This window comes from Shinella sp. (assembly GCF_035998705.1).
GTDB lineage: Bacteria > Pseudomonadota > Alphaproteobacteria > Rhizobiales > Rhizobiaceae > Shinella.
The window spans coordinates 20,391-36,705 of sequence record NZ_DASYHH010000033.1; the positions used below are offsets into that span (position 1 = coordinate 20,391).

The 16,315-nt window shown below is 64.1% G+C and carries 15 protein-coding genes; 11 read left to right on the forward strand and 4 right to left on the reverse strand.

All coding sequences use genetic code 11. The features are described from left to right. Positions 1-2: 2 nt before the first annotated feature. Complete coding sequence (gene dprA / locus VGN93_RS28360; RefSeq protein WP_327510271.1) at positions 3-1,154, forward strand: DNA-processing protein DprA; 1,152 nt, start codon at positions 3-5, stop codon at positions 1,152-1,154. On the opposite strand, the gene VGN93_RS28365 is transcribed toward dprA, so the two are convergent. Continuing rightward, positions 1,086-1,340: a hypothetical protein gene (locus VGN93_RS28365; RefSeq protein WP_327510272.1), complete on the reverse strand. Its 255-nt coding sequence runs from the start codon at positions 1,338-1,340 to the stop codon at positions 1,086-1,088. The genes dprA and VGN93_RS28365 overlap by 69 nt on opposite strands. A 322-nt stretch (positions 1,341-1,662) precedes the next feature. On the opposite strand from VGN93_RS28365, the gene topA reads away from it, so the two are divergent. The 6 genes from topA to rpmG all read left to right on the forward strand — a co-directional run bounded on the left by topA (position 1,663) and on the right by rpmG (position 9,298). Next, complete coding sequence (gene topA, locus VGN93_RS28370) at positions 1,663-4,314, forward strand: type I DNA topoisomerase (RefSeq protein WP_327510273.1); 2,652 nt, start codon at positions 1,663-1,665, stop codon at positions 4,312-4,314. 4 nt (positions 4,315-4,318) lie between these two features. Beyond that, on the forward strand, positions 4,319-6,673 hold the full coding sequence (gene rnr, locus VGN93_RS28375) for a ribonuclease R (RefSeq protein WP_327510275.1): 2,355 nt from the start codon (positions 4,319-4,321) through the stop codon (positions 6,671-6,673). Positions 6,674-6,712: 39 nt separating this feature from the next. Next, the gene (locus tag VGN93_RS28380; protein WP_327510276.1) at positions 6,713-7,180 is read left to right on the forward strand and encodes a DUF983 domain-containing protein; all 468 of its coding nucleotides are present in this window, start codon (positions 6,713-6,715) and stop codon (positions 7,178-7,180) included. Next, on the forward strand, positions 7,177-7,839 hold the full coding sequence (locus VGN93_RS28385; RefSeq protein WP_327510277.1) for an NUDIX hydrolase: 663 nt from the start codon (positions 7,177-7,179) through the stop codon (positions 7,837-7,839). Before VGN93_RS28380 ends, VGN93_RS28385 begins: the two co-directional genes overlap by 4 nt. A gap of 13 nt (positions 7,840-7,852) precedes the next feature. Continuing rightward, entirely contained in the window at positions 7,853-9,037 is a 1,185-nt protein-coding gene (locus tag VGN93_RS28390) for an MFS transporter (protein ID WP_319312095.1), read from the forward strand. 93 nt (positions 9,038-9,130) lie between these two features. After that, entirely contained in the window at positions 9,131-9,298 is a 168-nt protein-coding gene (gene rpmG / locus VGN93_RS28395; RefSeq protein WP_003547442.1) for a 50S ribosomal protein L33, read from the forward strand. Between the two features lie 697 nt (positions 9,299-9,995). Here the strand turns inward: rpmG and VGN93_RS28400 are convergent. Beyond that, on the reverse strand, positions 9,996-11,363 hold the full coding sequence (locus tag VGN93_RS28400) for a PleD family two-component system response regulator (protein ID WP_327510278.1): 1,368 nt from the start codon (positions 11,361-11,363) through the stop codon (positions 9,996-9,998). 16 nt (positions 11,364-11,379) lie between these two features. Continuing rightward, the gene (locus VGN93_RS28405; protein ID WP_010065708.1) at positions 11,380-11,751 is read right to left on the reverse strand and encodes a response regulator; all 372 of its coding nucleotides are present in this window, start codon (positions 11,749-11,751) and stop codon (positions 11,380-11,382) included. Between the two features lie 141 nt (positions 11,752-11,892). Between VGN93_RS28405 and VGN93_RS28410 the strand changes: the two genes are divergently transcribed. The 3 genes from VGN93_RS28410 (at position 11,893) to VGN93_RS28420 (ending at position 15,113) form a co-directional block, all read left to right on the forward strand. Continuing rightward, on the forward strand, positions 11,893-12,192 hold the full coding sequence (locus VGN93_RS28410) for a DUF3572 domain-containing protein (RefSeq protein ID WP_327510279.1): 300 nt from the start codon (positions 11,893-11,895) through the stop codon (positions 12,190-12,192). A 95-nt stretch (positions 12,193-12,287) separates the two neighbouring features. Beyond that, positions 12,288-13,664, forward strand: coding sequence for a DNA polymerase IV (locus tag VGN93_RS28415; RefSeq protein WP_327510280.1), 1,377 nt, complete (start codon positions 12,288-12,290; stop codon positions 13,662-13,664). Positions 13,665-13,796: 132 nt separating this feature from the next. Beyond that, positions 13,797-15,113: a L,D-transpeptidase family protein gene (locus VGN93_RS28420; protein WP_327510281.1), complete on the forward strand. Its 1,317-nt coding sequence runs from the start codon at positions 13,797-13,799 to the stop codon at positions 15,111-15,113. A 16-nt stretch (positions 15,114-15,129) separates the two neighbouring features. Here VGN93_RS28420 and VGN93_RS28425 read toward each other — a convergent pair whose 3' ends face one another. Then, positions 15,130-15,702 (reverse strand): TetR/AcrR family transcriptional regulator, encoded by a 573-nt coding sequence (locus tag VGN93_RS28425; RefSeq protein ID WP_414714213.1) that lies wholly within the window; start codon positions 15,700-15,702, stop codon positions 15,130-15,132. A gap of 172 nt (positions 15,703-15,874) precedes the next feature. On the opposite strand from VGN93_RS28425, the gene VGN93_RS28430 reads away from it, so the two are divergent. Continuing rightward, positions 15,875-16,273, forward strand: a complete 399-nt coding sequence (locus VGN93_RS28430) for a RidA family protein (RefSeq protein WP_327510282.1) — start codon at positions 15,875-15,877, stop codon at positions 16,271-16,273. Positions 16,274-16,315: the final 42 nt, after the last annotated feature.

Genomic DNA, 16,315 nt, shown 5'->3' on the forward strand with positions numbered 1-16,315 from the left:
CCATGCACGACCGCAGCGCAAGGACACGGGGCATTGCGCTGACGGAACGACAGAGGATCGCCTGGCTGCGCCTCATCCGCAGCGACAATGTCGGGCCGGTCACGTTTCGCGAACTCATCAACCATTTCGGCAGCGCCGAGACCGCTCTGGACATGCTGCCGGAACTCTCCCGCCGCGGCGGCGCGTCGCGCGTCATCCGCGTCGCGAGCCAGGCTGAGGCGGAGCGCGAACTGGAGGTCGCCGAGCGGCATGGCGCCAGCTTCGTCGGCATCGGCGAGCCGGATTATCCGCCGCTGCTGCGCCAGATCGTCGGTGCGCCGCCGCTCCTTGCCGTCAAGGGCAACCTGAACGTCGTGTCGGCACCGGCCGTCGGCATCGTCGGCGCGCGCAACGCCTCGATTTCCGGCATGAAATTCGCCGGCCTACTGGCGCGCGAGATCGGGCGGGCCGGCTATTCCATCGTCTCGGGCCTGGCGCGCGGCATCGATACGGCCGCCCACCGCGCCAGCCTCGACACCGGCACGATCGCCGCCATGGCGGGCGGGCTCGACAAGCCCTATCCGCCGGAAAATATCGGTTTGCTCGGCGAACTGACCGACGGGCAAGGCCTTGCCGTCAGCGAAATGCCCTTCGGCTGGGAGCCGCGCGCGCGCGACTTTCCCCGCCGCAACCGGCTGATCGCCGGCATGGCGCTAGGCCTGGTGGTGGTGGAGGCGGCGGTGCGTTCCGGCTCGCTGATCACCGCGCGCAATGCGGCAGATTTCGGCCGGCTGGTCTTTGCGGTGCCGGGTTCGCCGCTCGACATGCGGTGCGAGGGCACGAACGGCCTGCTGAAGGACGGCGCGACCATCACCACGACGGCAGACGACGTGCTCGAAAGCCTGCGGCCGCTCTCGGAGCCCGACCTCTTCACCAACCGAACGGGCGCGGGCGAGCCGGCAGAAGACACGCCGCCGGCGCTGCGGCTGCCGCCAAGCGATGGCGAGCGCGAACGGATCGCCGACGCGCTCAGCCAGGTGCCGGCCGAGATCGACGAGATCATCCGCCATACCGGCATCGCGGCGGCGACCGTCTATCTCCTGCTCCTAGAACTTGACCTTGCCGGCCGGCTTCAGCGGCATGGCAATGGCGGGGTCTCCCTGGCCCCGGATTGACAGCGGCCGTATGCCGGCCAGGATGTCGCCCGCTTCCACATAGGCCATCTCGATGAAATAGCGCAGCATATCCGCGCCTTCATTGTTCGCGACGGTCCGCAACTCGGCCAGCATCTGGCGGGTGTAGGCGATGTTCTCCTCTGCCGTATGAGGTGGGAGAGCGGGCTTGGCTGATTTCGAGTTCATGACTTCCCCGTTGTGTCAACGATTCTGAATCACCAATAGGTTGCATTTCCCATGCCTAGGAAACGATATAACGATTATTTAAAATTGCAACAATTCAATACTCCCCCATAGATTGAATTTTAGCCTACAACGATTGCATTTATAAGTGTAGCAACCAATCCGTCGCCTTTTGGTTGCGTCCCGTTGTATCTCACTAATTTCGCCCCTACCTCTTGACCCGAACGCTTTGTCTGTTCATGTCGAGACACGACTTTTCCGGCGCATTGCGCCCGTTTCGCCGGCACCCAACCGCGCGGCACCCGGTACTCAGAGAAAAATGACGATGAATGTTGTAGTTGTAGAATCGCCTGCCAAGGCCAAGACGATCAACAAGTATCTCGGCCCCGGTTACACCGTGCTCGCTTCCTTCGGCCATGTGCGCGACCTGCCGGCCAAGGACGGCTCCGTGCGTCCGGACGAAGACTTCGAGATGACCTGGGAAGTGGACAGCGCCTCCGCCAAGCGTATGAAAGACATCGCCGATGCGGTGAAATCCTCAGACGGCCTCATTCTCGCGACCGACCCGGATCGCGAAGGCGAAGCGATTTCCTGGCATGTGCTCGACGTCCTGAAGAAGAAGCGCGTCCTCGGCGACAAGCCGGTAAAGCGCGTCGTCTTCAACGCCATTACCAAGTCGGCCGTGCTCGAAGCCATGCGCAATCCGCGCGATATCGACACCCCGCTCGTCGATGCCTACCTCGCCCGCCGCGCGCTCGATTATCTCGTCGGCTTCAACCTCTCGCCCGTGCTGTGGCGCAAGCTGCCGGGTGCGCGCTCGGCCGGCCGCGTGCAGTCGGTGGCACTGCGCCTCGTCTGCGACCGGGAATCCGAGATCGAACGTTTCGTCTCGGAAGAATACTGGAACCTCTCCGCCCTGTTGAAGACGCCGCGCGGCGACGAGTTCGAGGCCCGCCTCTCTTCGGCCGAAGGCAAGCGCCTCCAGGCGAAATCGATCAACAACGGCGAAGAGGCGAACCGCCTCAAGGCGCTGCTCGAAGGCGCGACCTACCGGGTCGAGAGCGTCGAAGCCAAGCCGATGAAGCGCAACCCTTCGCCGCCCTTCACGACCTCCACCCTGCAGCAGGCCGCCTCCTCGAAGCTCGGCTTCTCCGCGTCGCGCACCATGCAGGTCGCCCAGAAGCTCTATGAAGGCATCGATATCGGCGGCGAAACCGTCGGTCTCATTACCTATATGCGTACCGATGGCGTGCAGATGGCGCCCGAGGCGATCGATGCGGCGCGCCAGGCCGTCGCGGAACAGTTCGGCGCGCGCTACGTGCCGGAAAAGCCCCGCCTCTATTCCACCAAGGCGAAGAACGCGCAGGAAGCCCACGAGGCGATCCGCCCGACCTCCTTCGACCGGACGCCGGACCAGGTGAAGCGTTATCTCGATCCGGACCAGCTCCGGCTCTACGACCTCGTCTGGAAGCGCGGCATCGCCAGCCAGATGGCATCCGCCGAAATCGAGCGCACGACCGTCGAGATCGAGGCGGACAATGGCGGCCGCAAGGCTGGCCTGCGCGCCACGGGCTCCGTCATCCGCTTCGACGGCTTCATCGCCGCCTATACCGACCAGAAGGAAGACGGCGAGCAGTCGGACGACGGTGACGACGACGGCCGCCTGCCGGAGATCAACGCGAAGGAGGCGGTTGCCAAGCAGAAGGTGAACGCCACCCAGCACTTCACCGAGCCGCCGCCACGTTATTCCGAAGCGACCCTCATCAAGAAGATGGAAGAGCTCGGCATCGGCCGGCCGTCGACCTATGCCGCGACGCTCGCCACGCTGCGCGACCGCGAATATATCCTCATCGACAAGCGCAAGCTGATCCCGGAAGCCAAGGGCCGCCTCGTCACGGCCTTCCTGGAAAGCTTTTTCACGCGTTATGTCGAATATGACTTCACGGCGGATCTCGAAGAAAAGCTCGACAAGATCTCGGCCGGCGAACTCGACTGGAAGCAGGTTCTTCGCGATTTCTGGAAGGATTTTTTCGCCCAGATCGAGGACACCAAGGAACTGCGCGTCACCAACGTGCTCGATGCGCTGAACGAGGAGCTGGCACCGCTGGTCTTCCCCAAGCGCGAGGATGGCAGCGATCCGCGCATCTGCCAGGTCTGCGGCACCGGAAAACTCTCGCTGAAGCTCGGCAAGTTCGGCGCCTTCGTCGGCTGCTCGAACTATCCGGAATGCAACTTCACCCGCCAGCTTTCCGCCGACAACGGTTCCGATGCCGAGGCGAACGTCTCCAACGAACCGCAGAGCCTCGGCAAGGACCCGCATACCGGCGAAGAGATCACCCTGCGCTCCGGCCGCTTCGGCCCCTATGTGCAGCGCGGCGACGGCAAGGAGGCCAAGCGGTCGAGCCTGCCCAAGGGCTGGACGCCAGCGAGCATCGACCACGAGAAGGCGCTCGCTTTGCTCTCGCTGCCGCGCGATATCGGCCAGCATCCCGAAACCGGCAAGATGATTTCCGCCGGCATCGGCCGCTACGGGCCGTTCCTGCTGCATGATGGCGGTTACGCCAATCTCGAAACCGTCGAGGACGTGTTCTCGGTCGGCCTCAACCGCGCGGTCACCGTCATCGCCGACAAGGCGTCGAAGGGTCCGGGCGGGCGCGCGCGCGGCACGCCGGCCGCGCTGAAGACGCTCGGCGACCATCCGGATGGCGGTCCCATCACCGTGCGGGACGGCAAATACGGCCCCTATGTGAACTGGGGCAAGGTCAATGCCACCCTGCCGAAGGGCAAGGCGGCCGACAGCGTGACCATGGAGGAAGCGCTGGTGCTGATTGCCGAAAAGGCCGGCAAGACGCCCGTCAAGGGCGGCAAGGCCAAGGCGACGAAGACCACGAAGGCTGCGAAGTCCGACGACGCCAAGGCGGCAAAGCCGAAGGCGAAGGCGAAACCCAAAACCGCAGCCAAGGCGAAGAAGGCCTGACGACATGACGAGGGAACCACGCAGCCGGGCAGGACAATCCAAGCGGCCTGGCCGCGCGGGTCGTGACGCGCCGCCGACCGACAATATCCCGATCATCCATGGCGTCCTGCCGCCGCGCGACGTGTTGCTGCGCTTCATCGCGGAAAACCCGGAACAGGCCTCCAAACGCGAGATCGCCAAGGCCTTCGGGCTGAAGGGCGAGACGCGCGTCGAGCTGAAGGCGCTGCTCAAGTCCTTCGAGGAAGACGGTCTGCTGGAAAAGCGCCGCAAGTCCCTCGTGCGCCCCGGCGCGCTGCCACCGGTCGCCGTGCTCGACATCACCACGCGCGACGTGGACGGCGAGTTGATCGGCCGCCCGGCGGAATGGCTGGACGATGCGGGCGTGGCGCCTGCCGTGGCGATCCGCCAGTCCACCGTCGGCAGCAAGGGCAAGGCGCCCGTCGCCGGCCTCGGCGACCGCGTGCTCGCCAAGATTTTCCCGGCGAAGGAACGCGGCGGTCCGGCCTATACGGCGCGCATCATCAAGGTGCTCGACAAGCGGAAGAATTCCGGCATGGGCGTGTTCCGCGCCGCGGAAGCGGGCGGCGGCGGGCGCATCATGCCGATCGATCGCCGCGGCGAGGAGATGGAAGTCGATGCCGCGTTCACGGCAGGCGCCAAGGATGGCGACCTCGTCGAGATCGATGTCGTGCGCATGGGCCGCTTCGGCCTGCCGAAGGCGCAGATCAAGATCGTGGTCGGCTCGGTCGCATCCGAAAAGGCGATCTCGATGATCGCCATCCACGCCCACGGCATTCCCCATGTCTTCCCCGATGCGGTGATCCGTGAGGCGGAGGCCGCCGGCGCCGCCACCATGTCGCACCGCGAGGACTGGCGCAGCCTCCCCCTCATCACCATCGACCCGCATGACGCCAAGGACCATGACGACGCGGTCTATGCCGAGCCGGACACCTCTCCCGACAATCCGGGCGGCGTGATCGTCACCGTCGCCATCGCCGACGTCAGCTACTACGTCCGGCCGAAATCCGCGCTCGACCGCGAGGCGCAGAAGCGTGGCAATTCGGTCTATTTCCCGGACCGAGTCGTGCCGATGCTGCCGGAGCGCATCTCCAACGACCTCTGCTCGCTGAAGGAGGGCGTCGACCGCCCCGCCCTTGCCGTGCGCATGGTCTTCTCGCATGAGGGCCGCAAGGCAAGCCACACCTTTCACCGCATCATGATGAAGAGTGCGGCGAAGCTTTCCTACCAGCAGGCGCAAGCCGCCATCGACGGTGCGCCGGACGACAAGACCGGGCCGATCCTCGACACGATCCTGAAGCCGCTGTGGGAGGCCTACCGCATCATGACGGTCGGCCGGAACCGCCGCCAGCCGCTCGAACTCGACATGCCGGAGCGCAAGATCCTGCTGAAGCCGGATGGCACGGTGGACCGCGTCCATGTGCCGCCGCGGCTCGATGCGCACAAGCTCATCGAAGAGATGATGATCCAGGCGAACGTCGCCGCCGCCGAGACGCTGGAGAAGAAGAAGCAGGTCCTGATCTACCGCGTGCACGATGCCCCCTCGCTTGCCAAGCAGGAGGTGCTGCGCGAGTTCCTGCAGACGCTCGACATCTCGCTCGTCAAGGGCGGCAGCATGCGCTCCAACCATTTCAACGGCGTGCTTGCCAAGGCCCAGGACAAGCCGTTCCAGCAGATGGTCAACGAGATGGTGCTGCGCTCGCAGAGCCAGGCGATCTACAGCCCGGAGAATATCGGTCATTTCGGCCTGAACCTGATGAAATACGCCCATTTCACCTCGCCGATCCGCCGCTATGCGGACCTGATCGTGCACCGGGCGCTGGTGGGTTCGCTGGGGCTCGGCGAAGGCGGCATCACGCCGGACGAGGAAGCGGTGCTCGACGACATCGCCGCCGAGATCTCGACCTTCGAGCGGCGCGCCATGGCGGCCGAGCGCGACACGGTCGACCGGCTGATCGCGCATCACCTTGCCGGCCGAATCGGCGAGGAATTCGACGGCCGTGTCTCGGGCGTCACCAAGGCGGGACTATTTGTCACCCTGCCGGAGTATGGCGCCGACGGCTTCGTGCCTATATCTTTGCTGGGACGCGATTACTTTATCTATGACGAGGCCCATCAGGCGCTTTCCGGCGAAAAAACCGGGCTCGGCTACCGCCTCGGGGATATGGTGCGCGTCAGGCTCGCGGAAGCGGTGCCGCTCGCCGGTTCGCTCCGGTTCGACATGTTGAGCGAGGGACGCAAGATGCCGACGGCAGTGCGCTCCTTCCACAAGTCGGGCCGGCGCAAGGGCGGCGAACCGCGGCGCCAGCCGGGCACCCGCCCTCCCCGCGGGAGACGCTGAGGACGGCCGGTCAAGAGTGCCGGCAGGAAGGACTAGACCATGCAGGCGAACGAGACCAGCAGCACGCTGCAATTCGGCGATACCGCGAGCATCGCACCGGCGGAGCGCCCGCTCGGCCGCGCCATCAAGCGCGGCATGCTGAACCGCTGCCCGGCCTGCGGCACCGGCCGCCTCTTCCGCTCGTTCCTGAAGCCGGTCGACAACTGTGCGGCCTGCGGCGAGGACTATACGCACCAGCGCGCGGACGACCTGCCGCCCTATCTCGTCATCACCATCGTCGGTCATATCGTCGTCGGCGGCTACATGATGACGGACCTCGTCTGGCCGCTCACCACCTGGCAGCATCTCGCCATCTGGACGCCGATCACCCTCATCCTGGCGCTTCTCATGATGCAGCCCGTCAAGGGCGGCGTCATCGGCCTGCAATGGGCCGCGAAGATGCACGGCTTCAACGACAAGCCCGCCGAGGCGGAGGCCACTCCGGCCTACGGCGACCGAACCGCATGACGCCTATCCGGCCTGTCGATGCAGCCTCGATCCTGCTTCTCGACCGGTCGGGGGCCGGCGTGCGCGTGCTCGTCGGCCGGCGCAGCAGCAAACATGTCTTCATGCCTGATGTCTACGTCTTCCCCGGCGGCCGGCGCGACGCGACCGACCGCCTGGTCTCCATCGCCAACCCGCTGAACCCGCTCGCCAACGAGCGGCTCGCGTTGAAATCCGGCACGCGCTGTTCCGATTCGCGGCTGCGCGCGCTCGGCGTGGCGGCGATCCGCGAACTCTACGAGGAGGCCGGCATCCCCGTCGGTGTACCGCTCGCCGCGCCTGCGGAGGGTGCGCTTCCCTTCCGCCCCGACCTTTCCAACCTCCGCTTCCTCGCCCGCGCCATCACGCCCGCCGGCATGGTGCGGCGCTTCGACACACGCTTCTTTGCGCTCTTTGCCGACGAGGCCGGCGTCGATCCCGCCGGCGCCAAGGCCAGCCATGAGCTGGAAGACCTGCGTTGGGTCGATATTTTTGACCACAAGGGCATCGATATGCCCGACATAACCGTATTGATCCTTGAAGAGCTGAAAAAAAGCATTCAGGAAGACAAGTCTCTGCCCTTCGGGAGACCCGCGCCGCTGTTCTACGCCCAGCGCGGGCGTCACCTACGGGACATTCTTTGAGGATCGATCGCATATGACGCAGCCGCAGTCCGGCACCTCCGGCCCGGTGGAGAACATCCACTGGCGGTCTCTCATTGCTGCCGTCGCCGCCATTTCCGCAGTCGGCATCGCCATAGGCCTCGGCCTGCCGCTGCTTTCCATCATCATGGAAAAGCGCGGCATCTCGTCCACGTTGATCGGCATCAACTCCGCCATGGCCGGCGTCGCCGCCATGGCCGCAGCGCCCTTCACCACCCGGCTCGCCCACGCCTGGGGCACCTCGACGACGATGCTCCTCGCCATCCTGCTCTCCGCGATCAGCGGCCTCGGCTTCTATTACATCGAGAATTTCTGGCTGTGGTTCCCGCTTCGCCTGGTCTTCCACGGCGCGATCACCACGCTCTTCATCCTGTCCGAATTCTGGATCAACGCCGCGGCCCCGCCCCGCAAGCGCGGCCTGGTGCTCGGCATCTACGCGACCGTGCTGTCGCTGGGCTTTGCCACCGGTCCCCTGCTCTTCTCCATCCTCGGCAGCGACGGCGTGCTGCCCTTTGCGGTCGGCGCGGCGATCATCCTCGTTGCCGCGATCCCGATCTACATCGCGCGCGCCGAAAGCCCGATCATCGACGAGAAGCCGGAGCTGCATTTCATGCGCTACGTGCTTCTCGTGCCGACAGCGACAGCGGCGGTCTTCATCTTCGGTGCAGTGGAGGTCGGCGGCCTGTCGCTCTTCCCGATCTACGCCACGCGGGCCGGCTTCAGCGAGCCGCAGGCGGCCCTGCTGCTCACCGTCATGGGCATCGGCAACATGGCCTTCCAGATCCCGCTCGGCATGCTCTCAGACCGCATGAAGGACCGCAGGAGCTTGCTCACCATCATGGCCGTCATCGGCCTCGTCGGCGCGCTCTCGCTGCCGCTGGTGTCGCAGAACTGGGTGCTGATGGCCGTGGTGCTGCTGGTATGGGGCGGCTGCGTCGCCGGCCTCTATACGGTCGGCCTCAGCCATCTCGGCTCGCGACTCGTCGGCGCGGACCTCGCGGCCGCCAATGCGGCCTTCATCTTCTGTTATGCCGTCGGCACGGTCATCGGGCCGCAGGCGATCGGCGCGGCGATGGATGTCTCCGGCAATGACGGTTTTGCCTGGGCAATCGTCGCCTTCTTCGGCTTTTACCTCGTACTTTCCCTGGGCCGGATCGTTTTCCGGCCGAAACGGGGTTGACTTTTCGGGCGCGATTTGTAGTTTCCGCCCAGATTTAAGCCGTGGAGCAGACTGGCTGTCCGCGGCTTCGTTTTTCATAAAGGCAGGACGACCATGGCCAAGGCTACCACCATCAAGATCAAGCTGCTGTCGACGGCCGACACCGGTTTCTTCTACGTAACGACGAAGAACAGCCGCACGATGACCGACAAGATGACCAAGACCAAGTATGATCCGGTCGCAAAGAAGCACGTCGAATTCAAGGAAACCAAGATCAAGTAATCTTGGGGACCCTTTCGGTTCGCAAAGGCGCTGGACGGAAACGTCCGGCGCCTTTTCTTTTGCGCAGGGCCGCTGCAACCTGTTTTCAGATTCGCGAATCAAAAACGCCGCTCCCTTGACGGGAGCGGCGCTGAACGGGGGTCGGCCAGATACGACGACGGCACGAGGATTCCGTTTCTGTCGTAACCAGCCGACCGACCCCACGACCCAGGAGATGCGGCGGACCTAGCATCATGGGGTAACCGGTTGTGCGGGCTTGTTTGCCGCCCATGGGTTGAACATCGCGCTAAAACGAAAAAAAATCAACGATTTCTTAACGCTCCCGCCGCTTCTCCTTGTCTCATAGTTAACCGCGCGGACGACCATTGTCCCATTGGGCACCAGTTACGTTATGGATCACAACAACGGTGACCCTACGTTACGTCAACCATAGCGCGTGGGCCCTGCAACTTAGATAAAATGCAGCACCGTCACACGGAAAAATTGCAAGCGGCACAACCCATTGATAAGGTTTGTCAAAAAGAAATAGTAAGATTTTTAGCCAAATTTCGCTACACGCGCGACCCCATAGGGCACGGAATGCGTATTTCAACTGTGGCGGATATGTTTAGGCAACCGCGCGCAAATTAAGGCGATCGCCCGAAATCCCAACTGGCCTGTGGACAACCAATCGGCAGGCGCCGGAAAATCGCTGGATTCAAGCCGCGGCGGCCACGACCCGGTTCCGGCCGGAGCGTTTTGCCTCGTAGAGCGCGGTATCGGCGCGCTTCAGCAAGGTTTCCGGGCTGTCGCCAGAAGCCAGCGCGGAGGCGATGCCGAGCGAGGCGGTGATCGGCAGGAAGACATCGGTGCCGGGAATGCGGAAGGGCTCGCGCTCGACGATCGTGCGAAGGCGTTCCGCCACGCCTGCCGCCATCTCGGGCGCGGTATCGGGCATGACCAGAACGAACTCCTCGCCGCCGTAGCGGCAGGCGAGATCGGCGCCGCGCACCGCTGAGCGCACCCGGTTGGCGAACTCGCGCAGCACGGCATCGCCGGCATCGTGGCCATAGGTATCGTTGACGAGCTTGAAGCGGTCGATATCGGTGATGCAGACCGACAGCGGACGCGCGCGCGCCGTGGCGCGGTCGATGAGCAGCTTCATGTGGTTGTCGAGGTAACGGCGGTTGTGCAGGCCCGTCAGGCCGTCCGTCACGGCCAGCTCGATCGTCTGGCGGACGCTGGCGCGCAGGCGGTCGTTGCAGCGCTTGCGGCGGATCTGGGTGAGGCTGCGGGCGATCAGCTCGTTCGGGTCGATCGGCCGCATCAGGTAATCCGTCACGCCGAGATCGAGCGCACGCACGACCAGGTCGTCATCGCCCTGCTCGGCGACCAGCAGGATCGGCAGGAAGCGCGTACGCTCCAGCGAGCGCAGCTGCGAGCACAGGCGCAGCGGATCGTAGTCGTCGAAATTGGCGTTGACGATCACCAGTTCGTAATTGCTCTCGGCCGCCTGGAAGAGCGCTGCCTGCGGATCGGACATGCAGGTGACGTCGGCGATCGGTTTCAGCGCGCGGGAAATCCGCTCCTGCGAGCTCGCGCGGCTGTCGACGAGCAGCACGTCGCCGGCCTCGTCGCCCATGACGTTGTCCAGCCCCTCCTCCATGGAGATGGCGCGGGCGGTCGTCGCGCGCATGCGCAGCTCGTCCGTCAGCGTCTTCAGCCGCACCAGGCTTTTCACCCGCGACATCAGCTGGAGGTCGTTGACCGGCTTGGTCAGGAAATCGTCGGCGCCGGCCTTCAGGCCGCGCACGCGGTCCGATGGCTGGTCGAGTGCGGTCACCATGACGACGGGGATATGCGAAGTGCGCGGATTGGCCTTCAGCCGCTCGCAGACCTCGAAACCGTCGATGCCGGGCATCATGATGTCGAGCAGGATGAGATCGACCTGGGTGCGCTCGCAGATCGACAGCGCTTCGAAACCGTTGTCGGCCGTCAGCACGTCGAAATATTCCGCGAGCAGCCGCGCTTCGAGCAGCTTCACGTTGGCCGGAATGTCGTCGACGACGAGGATACGTGCTGTCATGGCCCTGGTCTCTACCTCATGCGTCGCCGAGATAGGTCTTGATGGTTTCGATGAATTTCGGAACGGAGATGGGTTTCGAGACGTAAGCCTCGCAGCCGCCCTGCCGGATTCGCTCCTCGTCGCCCTTCATCGCGAAGGCCGTGACGGCGATCACGGGGATGACGTGGAGTTCGTCGTCCTCCTTCAGCCACTTGGTGACCTCGAGGCCCGAAACCTCCGGAAGCTGGATATCCATCAGGATCAGGTCCGGGCGGTATTTGCGCGCGAGATCAAGGGCTTCCATGCCATTCCTGGTCTGGATGGTGGTGTAGCCGGACGCCTCGATGAGGTCCCGGAAGAGCTTCATATTGAGCTCGTTGTCCTCGACAATCATCACTTGCTTGGGCATTGTGCGTCCCTGTTCCTCTCACCGGCCTTGCAACCCTCCGGAAGATCGATACGTTGCGGCAAAGCCGAAATCACCCAGCCTGACCGTTGCCACGTTAGCGGCACTTGGTTGATTAAAAGGTAAATTTCCCGGGGAAGAACGATGAAAAGCCAAAAAGATACACCCGCGACAGCGGAGGCGGAATCAACCGCTGTCGCCATCCTCGGCTGGATCGCCGGCGAACCGGAACTGCTGTCGCGTTTCCTCGCGTTGACCGGGGTCGCGCCCACGGAAGTGCGCAACGCCGTCAACGATCCCGGTTTCCTCGCCGCCCTCGTCGATTTCCTGATGGGACACGAGCCGACGCTTCTCGCCTTCAGCGCGGCGACCGGCGTCACGCCGGAGACGGTCGTGCGCGCCCATGCGATCCTTTCCGGACCATATGGCGACACCGACTTCTGAGTGAATATGCCGGGCGTGCTACCCCGCGCGTCCAGCCTGTGCGTCGTCATGCTTTCTGCCCCGGTTCCTCTTGAGACTCTTCAACTTAAGCATTAATGTCGCGATGTTCAACATTTGTTCCATTCATGCGCACCGCCACACAGCGTTTTCCGGGCTTCTGTCGTGACTGCCTTACCGGGCAGGTGGCCGGTCTACGCCGTTGCCGCGAATGCGGCAGCCCTCGCCTCGTCTATCATGACGAACTCTACGACCTGACGCTCGCCCATATCGACTGCGACGCCTTCTATGCGTCGATCGAGAAACGCGACAATCCGGAGCTTGCCGACAAGCCGGTGATCATCGGCGGCGGAAAGCGCGGCGTCGTCTCGACTGCCTGCTACGTCGCGCGCATTCACGGCGTGCGCTCGGCCATGCCGATGTTCAAGGCGCTGGAGGCCTGTCCGAGCGCCGTCGTCATCAGTCCGGACATGGAAAAATATGTGCGTGTCGGGCGTGAGATACGCACCATGATGCAGGAACTGACGCCGCTCGTCCAGCCGCTCTCCATCGACGAGGCCTTCCTGGAACTGAGGGGCACGGAGCGCCTGCACCACGACCCGCCCGCCCGGGTGCTTGCGCGCTTTGCCGAGCGAGTCGAAAGGGAGGTCGGCATCACCATCTCGATCGGCCTCTCCTATTGCAAGTTCCTCGCCAAGGTCGCCTCGGACATGCGCAAGCCGCGCGGCTTTTCCGTCATCGGCGAAGCGGAGGCGCTCGGCTTCCTGCGGGACAAGTCCGTGCGCCTCATCTGGGGCGTCGGAAAGGCCTTTGCCGAGACGCTGGAGCGCGATGGCATCCGCACCGTCGGCCAGCTCCAGACCATGGAGGAAACCGACCTGATGCGCCGCTACGGCGTCATGGGCAAGCGCCTCTTCAATCTCTCGCGCGGACAGGACGACCGCGAGGTGCATCCGAACGACGCCGCCAAGAGCGTTTCGGCCGAAACCACCTTCTTCGACGACATTGCCGGCTATGACGAGCTGGTGACGCATCTGCGCCGGCTGAGCGAAAAGGTCGCCTCGCGGCTGCGGAAATCCGGCATTGCCGGCTATACGGTCGTGCTCAAACTGAAGACCGCCGACTTCAAGAGCCGCACGCGCAACCGCAAGCTCGAAGACCCGACCATGCTCGCCGACCGGATCTTTCGCACGGGCCTCGACTTACTGCGCAAGGAAGTGGACGGCACGAAGTACCGGCTGATCGGCATCGGCGTCACCGAGCTTACCGATCCCGGCCGCGCCGACCCGCCCGATCTCGTCGATCCCGCCGCGAGCCGCCGCGCGGCGGCGGAAGCGGCGATGAACACGTTGCGCGACAAGTTCGGCAAGGCGAGCGTCGAGACCGGCTATACGTTCGGCAAATCCGGGCCCGAACGCTTTCACGAAAAGTTGACCTTCAAAACTGCCGGAAAAACCGACACCCCCACCGAATAAATCCCGAAGAACCAGCGTTCTGCATTGCATCGGGTTGGCACAGATCGGGGGATCGTGAGCCTTGCATCAAGCCTTCCTTAAAACTGATGCGCTACGCTCCCTTTCGGTTTGTATTGCGTACGGATGGGTTACATGAAGTTTCGCCTCGCGACTGGCATGAGCATATTGGGCCTGATGCTGAGCTGCGCCACCGCGCTCGGCGGAACGCTCGAAGGTCCCCTCCAGATCATGGTCTCGAAGGACCTGCAGGAACTGAAGATCTATGACGGCGGCGTCATCGTCGCCACATCGCGCGTCTCCACCGGCAAGGCCGGCCATTCGACGCCGACCGGCATCTTCTCCATCCTGGAAAAGAAGCGCACGCACTTCTCCAACCTCTATGACAGCGCGCCGATGCCCTTCATGCAGCGGCTGACCTGGTCGGGCATCGCGCTGCACGCCTCCAATAGCGTGCCCTCCTACCCGGCCTCGCATGGCTGCGTGCGCCTGCCGAACGATTTTGCCAAGACGCTGTTCAGCGTCACGCGTCGCGGCGGCCATGTGCTGATCACCGACGGCGAGACGGCGCCGCAGCGTATCGTGCACGCCGCGCTGTTCAAGCCCGTCATCGTCGTGCCGGATACGCCGCTCCTGTCGGAAGCCGGTCTGCGCCCTGCCCTGATCGAAGCCGGTGACAAGAGCGTCGAGGTGGCGATGACCGATCCGAAGCCGGAGATCGTCACGCCCATCGTGCAGAAGACCGAGCAGGACCCGATCCGCATCCTCGTCACGCGCCGCGGCGAGCGCGAAATGCTGGTGGACCTCCAGCGGCTTTTGACCTCGCTCGGCTATGACGCCGGCATTCCCGACGGCCTGCACGGCAAGCAGACGGTGACCGCCATCCGCGCCTTTCAGCTTGCCGAAGGCCTGACGGAGGACGGTATCATCTCGCCGGCGCTCGTCGCCGCCGTCTACGCCAAGGCCGGCAAGGGCACGCCGCCGAACGGCCAGATCCTCGTGCGCCAGAAATTCAAGCCGCTGATCGAGGAGCCGATCACCATCCGCAACCCGGAAATCGCGCTCGGCACGCATTTCCTGCTCGCCCGCGCGGTGGACGCCGACAAGGGCAAGGCCGACTGGTACGGCGTGAGCATGGACAACCAGCTGCCGCAGGGCACGCTGAAACGCCTCGGCATCACCACCGAAGCCGACGCTTCCGCGCCCGACGCGATCACCAGGACGCTCGACCGCCTCGACATCCCGGAAGACATGCGCAACCGCATTTCCGGCATGATGGGCGAAGGCGCCTCGCTCTCCATCTCCGACACGGGCCTCGGCCCCGAAACCGGCGACGGCACGGATTTCATCACCGTGACCCGCAAGGTGCAGAAGGCGGATGCCTCGATCGTGCAGGGCGGCAAGAAGAAGAAGAAAAAGAAGAAGGCGTCCTCGGTCACGGTCGTCAATTAACCCGTGACACACCCCGTCAGGCCGGCCGGGCCAGCAGGCCCGTCGCGAGCACCTTGAACGCTTCCACCGCCTTGGGGAGGACCGCCTTCGGCTCGTCGCTCGCCGCGATCCAGAGCGCCGCGTTGAACGCCATGCTGCTGAGGAGCCTTGCGGCGGCCTCGCCGTTCACCGGCTTCAGCAGTCCCTCCGCGATCAGCCTTTCCACTTTCGCCTGCGTGACTTGCAGGCATTCGCTCTGGCTCGGCCATTGCGACGGGTCGCCCAGCACGGCAGGCCCGTCGAGCAGCACGATGCGCTGCACCTCGGGATCGAGCGCCATCTCGATATAGGCGGCCCCTTCCGCCAGCAGGCCACCCCAATCGTCACCAGCGCGCTCCCCGATCGCCTTGGCGCGCGCCGCCATGTCCGAATCGATCTGATGGACGACCGCGGCCAGAAGCCCGCGCTTGTCGCCGAAGATGTTGTAAAGCGCGCCGCGCGTCAGCCCGACATCCGCGGTCAGTTCGTCCATGGAGGCGGCGGAATAGCCCTTCTTGCCGAAGGCCCTGCGCGCCGCGCCGATCAGCTTGACGCGGTTTTCCTCCATCATCTCGATGCGCCGATTCACGATTTCATCCTTATTTTTGATATACGGACCGTATATTAACTTGACATCGGCGTCATGCGCGCCCAATTTAATATACGCAACGTATACGAAATTACGGCGACTGTGAAGCGACATTGCTCTGCCAGCCGCCCTTACAAAAGAAAGAGAGACCGAAATGACCCAACGCGAAGCAATTTTTCCGGCTGGCCGGCACGCTCTCTATGAAGAGCACGAATATTCGGCGGCCATCAAATCCGGCGACCTCCTGTTCGTTTCCGGCCAGGTCGGCAGCCGGGCCGACGGCACGCCCGAACCCGATTTCGAACAGCAGGTGCGCCTCGCCTTCGAAAACCTCACGGCCACGCTGGCGGCCGCGGGCGCCACGCTCGACGACATCGTCGACGTGACTTCGTTCCACACCGACCCCGAAAAGCAGTTCGACACGATCCTGGCCGTCAAGCACGAGGTCTTCAACACGAAGCCCTACCCGAACTGGACCGCCATCGGCGTCACCTGGCTCGCCGGTTTCGACTTCGAGATCAAGGTGATCGCCCGCATCCCGGCGGCAAAATAACCAGAGTATGTCTTTTCGGGAAAACCGGTTCCCACTTTTCCC

Coding starts and splice junctions, on each gene's coding strand:
- VGN93_RS28400 (WP_327510278.1), bottom strand. CDS start 11,363: ATGACAGCACGTATCCTCGTCGTCGACGACATTCCGGCCAACGTGAAG.
- rpmG (WP_003547442.1), top strand. CDS start 9,131: ATGGCCAAGGCTACCACCATCAAGATCAAGCTGCTGTCGACGGCCGAC.
- VGN93_RS28420 (WP_327510281.1), top strand. CDS start 13,797: ATGAAGTTTCGCCTCGCGACTGGCATGAGCATATTGGGCCTGATGCTG.
- rnr (WP_327510275.1), top strand. CDS start 4,319: ATGACGAGGGAACCACGCAGCCGGGCAGGACAATCCAAGCGGCCTGGC.
- VGN93_RS28430 (WP_327510282.1), top strand. CDS start 15,875: ATGACCCAACGCGAAGCAATTTTTCCGGCTGGCCGGCACGCTCTCTAT.
- VGN93_RS28390 (WP_319312095.1), top strand. CDS start 7,853: ATGACGCAGCCGCAGTCCGGCACCTCCGGCCCGGTGGAGAACATCCAC.
- VGN93_RS28415 (WP_327510280.1), top strand. CDS start 12,288: ATGTCGCGATGTTCAACATTTGTTCCATTCATGCGCACCGCCACACAG.
- VGN93_RS28425 (WP_414714213.1), bottom strand. CDS start 15,702: ATGATGGAGGAAAACCGCGTCAAGCTGATCGGCGCGGCGCGCAGGGCC.
- VGN93_RS28385 (WP_327510277.1), top strand. CDS start 7,177: ATGACGCCTATCCGGCCTGTCGATGCAGCCTCGATCCTGCTTCTCGAC.
- VGN93_RS28365 (WP_327510272.1), bottom strand. CDS start 1,340: ATGAACTCGAAATCAGCCAAGCCCGCTCTCCCACCTCATACGGCAGAG.
- dprA (WP_327510271.1), top strand. CDS start 3: ATGCACGACCGCAGCGCAAGGACACGGGGCATTGCGCTGACGGAACGA.
- VGN93_RS28410 (WP_327510279.1), top strand. CDS start 11,893: ATGAAAAGCCAAAAAGATACACCCGCGACAGCGGAGGCGGAATCAACC.
- VGN93_RS28405 (WP_010065708.1), bottom strand. CDS start 11,751: ATGCCCAAGCAAGTGATGATTGTCGAGGACAACGAGCTCAATATGAAG.
- topA (WP_327510273.1), top strand. CDS start 1,663: ATGAATGTTGTAGTTGTAGAATCGCCTGCCAAGGCCAAGACGATCAAC.
- VGN93_RS28380 (WP_327510276.1), top strand. CDS start 6,713: ATGCAGGCGAACGAGACCAGCAGCACGCTGCAATTCGGCGATACCGCG.